At 72.7% G+C, this 11,893-nt stretch carries 10 protein-coding genes and 2 pseudogenes; 7 read left to right on the forward strand and 5 right to left on the reverse strand.

Features of this window, described 5'->3' with window-relative positions; translation table 11 throughout:
* Positions 1–31 precede the first annotated feature (31 nt).
* Complete coding sequence (locus tag LCD33_RS06350) at positions 32–1,252, forward strand: FAD-dependent monooxygenase (protein WP_224955548.1); 1,221 nt, start codon at positions 32–34, stop codon at positions 1,250–1,252.
* 63 nt (positions 1,253–1,315) lie between these two features.
* Here LCD33_RS06350 and LCD33_RS06355 read toward each other — a convergent pair whose 3' ends face one another.
* Positions 1,316–1,504 carry a DUF397 domain-containing protein gene (locus LCD33_RS06355; RefSeq protein WP_224955547.1) on the reverse strand — a complete coding sequence of 63 codons (189 nt, stop codon included), beginning with the start codon at positions 1,502–1,504 and terminating at the stop codon, positions 1,316–1,318.
* A gap of 382 nt (positions 1,505–1,886) precedes the next feature.
* Between LCD33_RS06355 and LCD33_RS06360 the strand changes: the two genes are divergently transcribed.
* From LCD33_RS06360 to LCD33_RS06375, 4 genes and pseudogenes are all read left to right on the forward strand, one after another.
* Positions 1,887–2,246 (forward strand): Imm1 family immunity protein, encoded by a 360-nt coding sequence (locus tag LCD33_RS06360; protein WP_224966047.1) that lies wholly within the window; start codon positions 1,887–1,889, stop codon positions 2,244–2,246.
* 256 nt (positions 2,247–2,502) lie between these two features.
* Positions 2,503–3,702, forward strand: a pseudogene (locus LCD33_RS06365) (ABC transporter substrate-binding protein).
* On the forward strand, positions 3,699–4,610 hold the full coding sequence (locus LCD33_RS06370; protein ID WP_224955545.1) for a carbohydrate ABC transporter permease: 912 nt from the start codon (positions 3,699–3,701) through the stop codon (positions 4,608–4,610). Before LCD33_RS06365 ends, LCD33_RS06370 begins: the two are co-directional and overlap by 4 nt.
* A complete protein-coding gene (locus LCD33_RS06375) occupies positions 4,607–5,434 on the forward strand; it encodes a carbohydrate ABC transporter permease (protein WP_224955544.1) in 828 nt (275 codons plus the stop codon). The genes LCD33_RS06370 and LCD33_RS06375 overlap by 4 nt, the downstream gene beginning before the upstream one ends.
* 173 nt (positions 5,435–5,607) lie before the next feature.
* Here the strand turns inward: LCD33_RS06375 and LCD33_RS06380 are convergent, their stop codons facing one another.
* Together LCD33_RS06380 and LCD33_RS06385 are read right to left on the reverse strand one after the other, a co-directional pair.
* On the reverse strand, positions 5,608–6,261 hold the full coding sequence (locus LCD33_RS06380; protein WP_224955543.1) for a response regulator transcription factor: 654 nt from the start codon (positions 6,259–6,261) through the stop codon (positions 5,608–5,610).
* 4 nt (positions 6,262–6,265) lie between these two features.
* Complete coding sequence (locus LCD33_RS06385) at positions 6,266–7,684, reverse strand: histidine kinase (protein ID WP_224955542.1); 1,419 nt, start codon at positions 7,682–7,684, stop codon at positions 6,266–6,268.
* Positions 7,685–8,114: 430 nt separating this feature from the next.
* On the opposite strand from LCD33_RS06385, the pseudogene LCD33_RS06390 reads away from it, so the two are divergent.
* A pseudogene (locus LCD33_RS06390) lies at positions 8,115–8,705 on the forward strand (lysostaphin resistance A-like protein); the annotation flags it as partial.
* A gap of 208 nt (positions 8,706–8,913) precedes the next feature.
* Here LCD33_RS06390 and LCD33_RS06395 read toward each other — a convergent pair.
* Complete coding sequence (locus LCD33_RS06395) at positions 8,914–9,708, reverse strand: acetoin reductase (RefSeq protein ID WP_224977616.1); 795 nt, start codon at positions 9,706–9,708, stop codon at positions 8,914–8,916.
* Positions 9,709–9,882: 174 nt separating this feature from the next.
* Here LCD33_RS06395 and LCD33_RS06400 point away from each other — a divergent pair, with 174 nt between their 5' ends.
* Entirely contained in the window at positions 9,883–10,902 is a 1,020-nt protein-coding gene (locus LCD33_RS06400; RefSeq protein WP_374108110.1) for a GTP-binding protein, read from the forward strand.
* A gap of 70 nt (positions 10,903–10,972) precedes the next feature.
* Here the strand turns inward: LCD33_RS06400 and LCD33_RS06405 are convergent, their stop codons facing one another.
* Positions 10,973–11,734: an MBL fold metallo-hydrolase gene (locus LCD33_RS06405; protein WP_224955539.1), complete on the reverse strand. Its 762-nt coding sequence runs from the start codon at positions 11,732–11,734 to the stop codon at positions 10,973–10,975.
* Between the last annotated feature and the right edge of the window lie 159 nt (positions 11,735–11,893).

Below are 11,893 nucleotides of genomic sequence, written 5' to 3' on the forward strand. Positions count from 1 at the left end.
GCCACCCGCCGCCCCCGTCCAGGAGGTGCCCATGAAGATCACGTGCGTAGGTGCTGGACCGGCCGGGCTGTACTTCGCGATCTCGGCGAAGCTGCGCGACGCCGGGCACGACATCACCGTCATCGAGCGTGATCCGCCGGGCGCCACCTACGGGTGGGGCGTCGTGTACTGGGACAACCTGCTCGATCCGCTGTACGCCAACGATGCGGAGAGCGCGCAGCAGATCCGGTCCGCGTCCACGCTGTGGCAGGAGCAGCAGATCGTCCTCGGCGGCACCGACTACGGTTTCCTCGGCGGCTACGGGTTCAGCGTGAACCGGGCGACGCTGCTGGACGTGCTGGCCGAACGCGCCACCGACCTGGGCGTGGACGTCCACTACGAGCAGGACGTGCAGAGCCTCGACGAGCTCGCCGACAGCGACCTGATCATCGGCGCGGACGGGGCGGGCAGCAAGGTGCGCTCGCTGCACGAGGACGAGTTCGGCACCCGGGTGGAGACGGGCAGCAACCCCTACATCTGGCTGGGCACGGACAAGGTCTTCGACCGGTTCACGTTCGCGTTCGAGCGGACCTCGGCGGGCTGGATCTGGTTCCACGCCTACCCGTCCAGCGCCGGCGTCAGCACCTGCATCGTGGAGACCACCGAGCAGACCTGGAAGGCGCTCGGTTTCGACGAGCGCGGCGACGAGGACGCGGTGCGGCTGCTGGAGAAGATCTTCGAGAAGCCCCTCGAAGGACATTCGCTGATCAGCAGCTCCCGGGGCGAAGCGGCGCGGTGGCAGCGGTTCACCCAGGTGCTCAACCGGAGCTGGCGGTACGAGAACGTGATGCTGCTCGGCGACGCCGCGCACACCACGCACTTCAGCATCGGCTCCGGCACCCGGCTGGCCATCATGGACGCGATGATCCTGGCGCAGAAGCTGCACGACCACGAGCACCTGGACACCGCGCTGCGCGACTTCGACCAGCAGGGCCGCAGCGCGCTGCGCCCGCTGCAGGCGGCCGGGCGCACCAGCATGGCCTGGTTCGAGCGGGCGGACCGCTACCTCGACCGGGAGGCGGTGGACGTGGCGTACGCGATGGCCGCGCGCGGCGGCGCCCAGTCGCCGTGGCAGTACCGGATGCACCAGGCGACGCAGGTTCCGGCCGTGCGCAGGGGAATGCGCTGGTACGACAACGGGCACCGCTGGTACCTGGCCTGCCGCCGCGGCGAAGCCCTCGGCAGCCGCCCGGAGAAGTCCACCTCCCGCTGACGCACCGCGGGTGAACGGCCCGTTCGTCCGATCCGGTGGGACGAACGGGCCGTTCACCGGGCGTCAGCGGTCGAGGCGACCCGACTTGAGCGCCGCCAGGAACTCCGACCACCGCGGTCGCGGCACCGCGAAGTACCCGGCGGCCCGGTCCTTCGTGTCCCGCACCGCGGCACCGCCCGCTGACCGCCCGACTTCGACGCAGTTGTCGTTCGGGTTGGAGCGGCTGGACTTGCGCCAACCCCGTGCACTCACGACGCCTCCCGCTGATCGAGGATGTCCGCGACGAGCCGGATCTCGCCTCACACGCCAAGTCCTCGATCGTAGCGACCGCACCGACACATGCGGATACATCGGCAAGCTCGTGCAAGACCTGCCCACCCTCCTGTTCTCGGCGTGCACCAGGCTCTTTCCCACCCGCTCGCCCCGGACGAGCAGGGCGTCCATCCGTCAGCCCGAACCCGCTCTGTCGGTGTTGCCCGGCATGCTGTGCGGCACAGAGACGAACGGGGGCTCATGTCGACGTTGAACGATCTTCCCTACCAAAGGACCTCCCACGGGAAGGCGGAACGATGACGCTCGTCGTGCGATTGGATGACGGGACTCCGGTGCAGATCGGTGACGTCCGGGGGGTGTGGTGACCCGGTACGCGGCGGCGGACCGCGTCGTGCTGCATCTCCAACAGGAGGCCGCGGAGCTCGTGATCGGTTTCCGCGGCGGACGCGGCGCCTGCTACTGGCGACACGGCGAGAGCGACGGCGTGGTGTCCACCAGCGGGGAGAACACCGAGAGCGAGATGTACGGGGCGAACGAGATCCCCTTCCCGCCCGGCGCCGAGATCGACGCGGGCACCGTCGTCGATGCGGCCGAAGGGGTGCGGCCGCAGTGCGTGCGGTGGACGAGCTATCGCGCGGCGATGCAGGCGGTGCCCGAGGAAGGAACGATCACGCCGGAGCTGCTGCGCGCCGTGCTCGGCGATGTCGAGGGCGAGCGGTGACCTGGACGCGGCCGGGCCCCCCGCCACTCCATCGGGGGACGGATCGGGCGGGTGAGCGGCGTGGTGATCGGGTGGTCGTGCTGGTGAGCGGCGCAGGACCGACCGACGACCACGGTGTGGGAGCGGTTGACCTGCGCGATCTTGCGTCCTAGCGTCATCCGCCGTGCGCAGAACGACTTCGGGGGTGTCCTCGGCGCGGCTCGGCGGACCGGGGTTCACCCGGCGGTCGCTGCTGGCCGGCATCGGCTTGGGCGCGGTGGGCTTGACCGCCGCCGCCTGCGGCTCCAACACGGGGCGCGGTGGCTCGGCGCCCGGCTCGCTGCAGCAGTGGTACCACGCCTACGGCGAGGACGGCGTGCACGAGGCCGTGCAGCGCTACGCCGCCGAGTACCCGCAGGGCGAGGTCTCGGTGCAGTGGAACCCCGGCGACTACGACTCGTAGATCGTCACCGCGTTGCAGAACAGCGCGGTCCCCGACGTGTTCGAGGCGCAGGTCAAGGTGGACTGGGTGCGCCAGAACCAGGTGGTACCGCTGGACGACGTGCTCGGCGACGCCCGCGACGACTTCCCGGAGCAGGTGCTGGCGACCGCCACCGTCGACGGGCGGCTGTACGCGATCCCGCAGGCCGTGGACACGCAGGTGCTGTTCTACCGCAAGAGCAGGCTCGCCGACGCGGGCGTGCGCCCGCCGCGGACCGTGGACGAGCTGATCGACGCGGCGAAGCGCCTCGACTCGCCCACCTCCCGCGGCCTGTTCGTCGGCAACGACGGCGGCGTCGGCGTGCTCGCCGGGCCGTTGCTGTGGTCCGCGGGCCTGGACTACCTCACCCCCGACCAGCGGAGCACCGGGTTCGACGATCCACGAGCCGCCGTCGCGTTCGGCAAGCTCGCCGAACTGGGCGACTCCGGCCTGCTGCTCGGCGCACCCGCCGACTGGTCCGATCCGAGCGCGTTCATCGACGGGCTCGCCGCCATGCAGTGGACCGGGCTGTGGAACATCCCGAAGGTCGCGGCCGCTCTCGGCGACGACTTCGGCGTGCTGCCGTTCCCGCGCCTCGACGACCAGGGCGCGCCGTCGGTGCCGATCGGCGCGTACGGCGCGATGGTCAACGCCCGCAGCTCGGACGTGGCCGCCGCGAAGGACTTCGTGCGCTGGCTGTGGGTCGACCGCACCGACCACCAGCTGGAGTTCGCCACCGCGTTCGGCTTCCACCTGCCGGCCCGGGACAGCCTCACCGGCCGGGCGGCGGAACTGCGCACCGGTCCGGCCGCCGACGCGGTGCGCTACACCCGGGAGCACGCCCACCTCGTCGGCGGTCCGATGTGGACTTCGGCGGCGGGCTCGGCGTTGTCCGACGCGCTGTTCCGCATCGCCCGCCAAGGCGCCGATCCCGTGGCGGAGACCCGGCAGGTCGTGTCCACTTCGGACGCCGAGTTGAAGCGCCTGCACGGGTGAGCGCCCGCACCCGCCGCGACGCCCGCGACTTCTGGCTGTTCGTCGGCCCGCTGCTGCTCGGGCTCGTCGTGTTCGCCTACGTGCCGATCGGGTGGAGCCTGTACCTGAGCTTCTTCGACGCCCGCAACACCGTCACGCCCGAGGTGTTCGTCGGCGTCGACAACTACGCCGCGATGCTGGGCAACGAGGCGTTCCTCGCCAGCCTCGGCACGTTCACCGCGTTCGCCGCGGGCATCGTGCCGCTCACCTACGCCGCCGCGCTCGCCCTCGCGCTCGCCGTGGACCGGTTGCCGGTCGCGAAGGCGTTCTTCCGGTCCGTGTTCTTCCTGCCGTTCGCCTGCTCCTACGTGGTGGCCGCGCTGATCTGGAAGACCTCGCTGTTCCCGGGGGTGAGCTCCGGGCTGGTCAACAGCGCGCTCGGCGCGTTCGGCGTCGAACCGGTGGCCTGGACCGGCACCGCCGACCCGCCGCTGTACTGGATCGTGCTCATCACCGCGCGGCTGTGGTTGCAGCTGGGCTTCTACATGCTGCTGTTCATCGCGGCGCTGCAACGCATCCCGCGGCACCTGTACGAGGCGGCGTGGCTGGACGGGGCGAAACCGGGCTGGCAGGTGTTCCGGCACATCACGCTGCCGCAGCTACGCGGCACCAGCGTCGCCGTGCTCCTGCTGCTGCTCATCGGCGCGTTCCAGGCGTTCGACGAGTTCTACAACATCCTCGGCGACGCCCGCGGTTACCCGCCGTACGGTCGGCCGCCGCTGGTGTACCTGTACTACACGGCGCTCGGCTCCGGCGGCCAGGACCTCGGCCGCGGCAGCGCCGGTGCGGTGATCCTGTCCGCGCTGATCGCGGTGGTGACCCTGGTGCAGGGCAAGGTGTTCGGCTTCGGCACCGGGCGGCAGCGGTGAGGCGCGGTGCGGCCGCCGCCGCCCGCTGGAGCGCGCTGCTGCTCGCGGCGGCGCTGTTCCTGCTGCCGTTCTACCTGCTGGTGCGCAACGGGCTCGCCACCCGCGAGGAGATCACCTCCCCGCACTGGACGTTCTGGCCCGCCCACCCGCGCTGGGAGAACATCACCGAACTCCTGTCGGCCACCGACGTGCCGTTCGCGCGCAGCCTGCTGAACTCGCTGGTGATCGCCGTGCTGCAGACCGCCGGATCGCTGGTGCTGTGCGCCGCCGCCGGGTACGGGCTGGCGCGCATCCCCTACCGGCATTCCGGGAAGGTGCTGGGCGCGGTGGTGGCCACGCTGCTGGTGCCGACCTCGGTGACGTTCGTGCCGAGCTTCGTGCTCGTGTCCAGCCTCGGCTGGCTCTCCGACCTGCGCGGGCTCGTGGTGCCCGGGCTGTTCAGCGCGTTGAACGCGGTGCTGTTCCGGCAGTTCTTCCTCGACTTCCCCGCCGATCTGGAAGACGCGGGGCGCATCGACGGGCTCGGGCGGTGGGGCGTGTTCCGGCGGATCGTGCTGCCGAACTCGACGGGGTTTTTGGCGGCCATCGGGGCGATCACGTTCATCGGCAGCTGGAACTCGTTCCTGTGGCCGCTGGTCATCGCGCAGGACTCGTCGTCGTGGACGGTGCAGGTGGCGCTGTCCGCGCTGCTCACCGCGCAGAACCCGCAGCTGAACCTGCTGTTCGCGGCGGCGGCGCTGTCCATCCTGCCGATCGTGCTGCTGTTCGCCGGGTTGCAGCGGTTCCTGGTGCGCGGCGTCACCGAGACCGGTGTCAACGGCTGACCCGAGCGGGAAACCGGCCCGTCACGGCGGTGACACGCGGCGGGTCGAGACTGGACGTCCACCCCTTCCGCGGAGAGGACCGGACATGCCGCACCTCGTGGGAATCACCGCCGTGATCACCGCCGGGCTCGCCGGGTTCTGGGCCGGGTACCGGTTCGACGCGGACCTCGCGGTCAACGCCCGTCCAGGATCCCCGCCTCGTGCGCGACGATCGCGGCCTGGACGCGGTTGGTGCAGTCCAGCTTGGTGAGCAGCCTGCTCAGGTGCGCTTTCACCGTGCCCACCGCCATGTGCCGCCGCGTCGCGATCTCCGCGTTGGACAGGCCTGCCCCGACCTCGCGCAGCACTTCCAGCTCGGTCTCGGTGAGCTCGGCGAGCCGCCGCCGCGCCGGTTCGCCCGCGTCCGGGGTGAGCAGGTGCCGTTCGATGAGGCCGCGGGTGATCTGCGGCGCGAGGATCGGCTCCCCCGCCGCGACCTCGCGCACCGCGTGGATCAACTGGGCCGGGCCGGTGTCCTTGAGCAGGAACCCGCTCGCCCCCGACCGCAGCGCCCGCGCCACGTTGCGGTCGTCGCCGAACGCGGTGAGCACGACGCTGCGGGTGCGCGGCGATTCCCGCGCGATCCCGGCGACCGCGGTGATGCCGTCGCCGCCGGGCATCTGCACGTCCAGCAGCGCCACGTCCACCTCCTGCCCTCGGCAGGCGGCGACTGCGGCGGGCCCGTCGGAGACCTCCGCGACCACCTCGACGTCGTCGGCGTTGTCCAGGATCAGCCGGATCCCCGCGCGCATCAACGTCTCGTCGTCGGCGATGAGCACTCTGATCATGCGCCTACGGTAGCGGCACGCCGCCAGAGCTGAACATCAGCGCGAACACCAGCACGCACACCAGCAGCAGCATCGGCACCGCCAGCACGAACAGCAGCACCCCGGCGCCGAACATCCGCGGCTTGGTGAGCACTTCCGCTTCCCGCACCGGCGGCCGTTCCCGCACCGGCGCTTCCGGTGGCGGCGCCGCGGGCGGGTGCGCGGGCAGCTCCGCGCGCACCGCGAAGCCGCCGTCCGCGCCCGGGCCGCCGGTGAACGTGCCGCCGAGCATCCGGGCGCGTTCCTCCAGTCCGGCGAGACCGCTGCGCAGCCCGCGCGCCGGCGAATCCGGAGCGGCCACCGGCGCGTTGTGCACCCGCACCGACACGGGATCCGCGGCCGACACCTCGACGACCACCGCGGCGCCCGGCGCGTGCTTGTGCGCGTTGGTGAGCGCCTCCCGGACGATGCGGTGCACCGCGTGCCGCACGCGAGGATCCACCTCGTCCAGGTCGGGGCCGTGCCAGTGCAGCTGCACCGCCATCCCGGCGGTGCGCGACTCGGCCACGAGCCGTTCCACGTCGGCCCGGCGGCCGCTGCTGTCGTCGCGGCCCGCGTCGACGGCACCGGAACGCAGCACGCCGAGGATGCCGCGCAGCTCGGTGAGCGCCTCCCCCGCGGTGGCGCGCACGAACTCGGCCTGCTCGCTGACCTCGGGCGCCTTCTTCGCCGCCGACAGCTCCAGCGCACCGGCGTGCAGCGACAACAACGACAACCGGTGGCCGAGCATGTCGTGCATCTCGCCCGCGATGTCGGCGCGTTCGGCGCTGCGGGCCTGCTCGGCGGTGAGGTGGCGGACGCTCTCCAGGTAGTCGTTGCGCTCCCGCAGCAGCCGCACGAGCGGTTGCCGGGTGCCGAGCAGCTGCCCGGCGACGGCGGGCACCCCCAGCAGCACCGCGGAGCCGACCAGGGTGAGCGCGAAGTCCGCGCCGCTCATCGGGACGGCCGGGCGCAGCAGCGCGTCGTAGGCCGTCCCCAGCAGCACCGTGCCCAGCACCGCCGTCCACAGCAGGGCCGGGCTGCGGGTCCGCCTGCCCGCGGAGAACGCCAGCACCGGCAACAGCAGCATGCTGAGCACCGCCTCGCCGAACACCAGCGCGGGCAGCACCGCGACGGGCCAGCGGCGCCGCGCCGGGACGAGCACCGCCGCCCACAGCGCGGAGAGCACGGCTACCGGCACCGACGGTCGCGGCGCCGGCACCAGTTCCGGCGGCATGTTCAGCTGGATCGCCAGCCCGGCGGCGACCAGCAGCACGAAGCACACCGACTCCGCCAGCCGCACGCGGCGCGGCGCCGCCCGCACCGCTTCCCGCACGAGCCGCGGTTCCGCGGCGACCCGTGCCGCCAGCTCGCGCGGCGACGGCACCCTCTTCCCCGATGACACCACCCGATCATCGTGCCCGACGCCCGGCGGCCGGAAGCACCGGATGGCCACGACTTCGTGTCCGATCGACCGGCACGAGCATCCGGTCGGCCGACGATCGGGTGCGGGAGCGGCGCATAGCTTCGAGCCGGTTCCCGTGCCGGTGCCCCGCTCGGTGGCGAAGCCGAGGACGGGCGATCACCGGAGCGGCTCGCACCGCCGCCGGGCCGCGGCGCCACCGATCCCGCGGCGCGGCGAGCGCCGAGGTTCCGAGCAACAGCCGACGAGACTTCCCCAGGAGAGGATCCGCATGGTCCCGACCACCCAGGACACCAGGACTCCCCGCCCCGGCGGCGGGATCCCGTACCACCTGCCGCAGCGCGGCTCGCGGCACCGCTGGTGGCGCACCCTGCTCGGCTTCCCGCTCCTGGGCCTGCTCGCGCTGGTGTGCATGGGGCTGGTGACCGGCGTCGTCTTCGGGCTGGCCGCCCTGGCCGGTGTGGAGCAGCACGACGGCACCTTCGCCGACCCGGTGTGGGAGTACACCGCGGGATTCCTGGTCGTCGCGGCGCTGCTGCCCGCGGTGCTGCTCACCGCGAGGTGGGCGCACCGCCGACCCGCCGGAACTCTGTCCAGTGTGGAGGGGCGACTGCGCCTGCGGTGGCTGGCGCACTGCACCGGCTGGGCGCTGGGCGGTTTCGCACTGGTCACGGCGTTCGGCCTGACCCGGGGTGAGCCGTGGCTCGCGGCGCAGTGGCCGGGGTTCGCCCGGTACGCGCTGCTGGCGCTGATCACGCTGGCGGTGGTGCCGTTGCAGGCCGCCGCCGAGGAGTACCTGTGCCGCGGGTTCCTGCTGCAGTCCTTCGCCTCCTGGTGGCGCACCCCGTGGCCCGGTGCCGTGCTCACCTCGGTGCTGTTCGTCGCGCTGCACGGGTACGACGACCCGCTGGTGCTGGCCGACATGTTCGTGTTCGCGCTGGCGATGAGCTGGCTGACCGTGCGCACCGGCGGCCTGGAGGCGGCGATCGCGCTGCACGCGGTGAACAACGCGTTCGGGATGCTGGTCGCCTGCACGCAGGGCGTGCCGAGCCTGGAGCAGTCCGGGGACTTCGCCGCCTGGGACGTGCTGCCGACGACCGCGCTGACCGTGGTCTACGCGTGGTGGATCGACCGGCTGGCGCGGCGCCGCGGCATCGCCAGGGCCGCGGGGCTCCGGCGGGCCCACCGGGAACCCGCCGGAGTCCCCCGCGTCAGGAGAACTGCACGCCGCCGTCGATCATCACCGACTGCCCGGTCATGTAGTCCGAGTCCGGGGATGCCAGGTACGACACGAACTTCGCCACGTCCTCCGGCACCGACACCCGGCCGAGGTGGATCAGTTCGGAGTACTTCTCGATCGCCGCGCCCTTGCGCAGCCCCTCGTTCTCGGCGAGCTTCTCGTCGATGTGGTCCCACATGGCGGTGCCCACGATGCCCGGGCAGTAGGCGTTCACGGTGATGCCGTACTGCGCCCACTCCATCGCCGCCGCCTGGGTGAGCCCGCGCACCGCCCACTTCGACGCCGAATACGGTCCGAGCAGCGGGAACGGGCGGTAGCCGACGATCGAACACGCACCGATGATCTTCCCGCCGCCGCCCTGCTCGATCATGCGCCGGGCGGCGGCGCCGTAGCACAGGTGCACCCCGCGCAGGTTGATCGACATCAGGTGGTCGAACTCCTCCGGGGTGACCTCCAGCAGCGGTTTGACGTGCGCGATCCCCGCGTTGGCGACCATCACGTCGAGGGAGCCGAGGTCGGCGGCGACCTGCGCCACCATGCCGTCCACGGCCTGCGCGTCGGACACGTCGGCGAGGGCGACCGTCGCACGGCGGCCCAGGGACTCGACCTCCGCCGCCACCGCCCGCGCGGCCTCGCCGTTCGCCGGGATGTCGTTGATCGCGACGTCCAGCCCGTCGGCGGCGAGCCGCAGCGCGATGCTCTTGCCGATCCCCTGCCCGGCGCCGGTCACCAGTGCGTTCCGCGGCGTCGTTGCCTGGTCGCTCATGTGCAGACCTCCGTGTTCGTGTCCCAGGTCACTCGACCCGGCGAACCGAATGCTGCGCGACCGACCGCCACCGCCCAAGGCCCGTTCTCACATGCTGACAACGGCACCGTCCGCGGCCGGGCCGCGCGGGGCCGGTAGGTTCGCGGCGGACGGACGCGGAGGAGGTCGATGCCGGTGGCGGGCGGGCGGATCCCGGTGGTGCTGGTCGCGGGCTACCTGGGCTCGGGCAAGACGACCCTGCTCAACCACCTGCTGGCGACCGCGGGCGGCACCCGGATCGGGGTCGTGGTCAACGACTTCGGCAGCATCGGCATCGACGCGATGAACGTCGCCGGGCAGGTCGATTCGATGGTCTCGCTCAGCAACGGCTGCCTGTGCTGCGCGGTCGACGCGAGTGGGCTGGACGCGATGCTGGAGCGGCTGGCCGAGCCGGGAGCGGGCATCGACGTGATCGTCGTGGAATGCAGCGGGCTGGCCGATCCGCGCGAGCTGATCCGGATGCTGCTGGCGGGCGAGAATCCGCGCACCGGCTACGGCGGGCTCGTCGAGGTGGTCGACGCCGCCGAGTTCGACGGCACCGTCCGGCGCCACCCCGAGTTCGCCACCCACCTGCGGTTCGCCGACGCGGTGGTGCTGAACAAGGTCGACCGGGTCGGCGCGGGCGAGCTCGCCGCGCTGCGCGAGCGGATCACCGCCGAGGCGCCGGGAATCCCGCTGCTGGAGGCCGAACGCGGCCAGGTCGATCCGGCGTTCCTGTTCGACCGGCCGGAACGGCCCGCCGACACCGGGCCGCGGCAGCTGTCGTTCACCGACCTGCTCGCCGAGCACGACTGCGCCGAGCACGCGCACGCCGCCTACCGGAGCGTGGCCGTGGAGTTCGACGATCCGGTGGATCCGGGGGCCCTGATGGCGTTCCTGGACTCGCGCCCCGCCGGGCTGTACCGGATGAAGGGGACCGTCCACTTCGGAATCCCGGGGTACCGGCAGCCGTACCTGCTCCAGACGGTGGGCAACTACGTGCGCTTCCACCGGACGCAGTGGCCCGCGGGGGAAGCGCCGCGCACCGCGCTGGTGCTCATCGGCACCGAGCTGGACGAAGCCGACCTGCGCGCCCGGCTCGCGGCCTGCGCGGCCGGGTCTCCCGCCGAGCACGGCGACTACGCGATGCTGCCCGTCCTCCGCTACGTCAGCTGATCCACCGCGGCTTCCGCGCCCGGTCCGCCGACCGCGCCGCGCACGCAGCCGGGGGTGCGGACTCGGCCGGTCAGCGGAGGGTGCGGGCGGCGTTCTCGCGGGCCTCGCCGAGCGCCCTGTTCAACGATCCGGTGCGCATCGGGCCGTGGCCGGGCAGCAGGACGTCCGCGCCCAGCCCTTCCAGCGCGTCCAGCGACTGCACGGCGCGGGCGCCGTCGTGGTGGAACATCGGCAGCAGCAGCTGCGGCCCCTCGACCCGCGACGTGGGATGCCCGGTGATCACGGTGTCGCCGCTGATCACCACCCCGCGCTGCGGCAGGTGGAACGCGCTGTGCCCGGAGGTGTGGCCGTGCGTCGGCACCGGCACCGGCCGCCCCGGCAGGTCCAGCGCGCCCTCCCGCGGGAACGGTTCGGCGGACGGGACGGCGCACGGCTTCAAGGCCCCGGCCCGCACCACGTGCGCCGCCCACGGCAGCACGCCGGGCCGCCACGCGTTCGCCAGGATCTGCTTCGGCGACACCTGCTGCAGGTATTCGCGCTTCGCGTGCGCGACCTCGACCCGGTCCAGGTAGACGGGGAAGCCGTACTTGCGGGCCAGGTGCGGCAGCGATCCGATGTGGTCGACGTGCGCGTGGGTGACGAGCACCGCCTCCACGTCCCGCATCCGGTGGCCGACCTCGCGGACGGAGGCCTCCACCGCGTCGGCGTCGTCCGGGTAGCCGCCGTCGATCAGCGTCACCGAGTCGTCCTCGACGAGGATCACCCAGTTGCTGCTGCTCCCGCGGACCAGGTACGTGCCTTCGGCGGCCTGCACGACGCGGCTCTCGCTCATCAGGATCCCCTCCCGGGACGATCATGCCGCATCGACGTCCGGGCGGGACAGCGCGGTCGGGGGGGGGGGGGGGGGGGGGGGGGGGGCCCGGGGGGGGGGGGGGGGGCGGGGGGGCGGCGGCGGCAAGACAGGGCCCGCCACACCGCGGCGGCCCCGCCA

The sequence above is a fragment of the Saccharopolyspora sp. 7B genome (genome assembly GCF_020177435.1).
Classification (GTDB): Bacteria; Actinomycetota; Actinomycetes; order Mycobacteriales; family Pseudonocardiaceae; genus Saccharopolyspora_C; species Saccharopolyspora_C gregorii.

Excerpts from the sequence above, each read along its gene's own strand:
- LCD33_RS06350 (WP_224955548.1), top strand. The coding sequence starts at position 32 with ATGAAGATCACGTGCGTAGGTGCTGGACCGGCCGGGCTGTACTTCGCG.
- LCD33_RS06380 (WP_224955543.1), bottom strand. The coding sequence starts at position 6,261 with ATGATCAGAGTGCTCATCGCCGACGACGAGACGTTGATGCGCGCGGGG.
- LCD33_RS06395 (WP_224977616.1), bottom strand. The coding sequence starts at position 9,708 with ATGAGCGACCAGGCAACGACGCCGCGGAACGCACTGGTGACCGGCGCC.
- LCD33_RS06405 (WP_224955539.1), bottom strand. The coding sequence starts at position 11,734 with ATGAGCGAGAGCCGCGTCGTGCAGGCCGCCGAAGGCACGTACCTGGTC.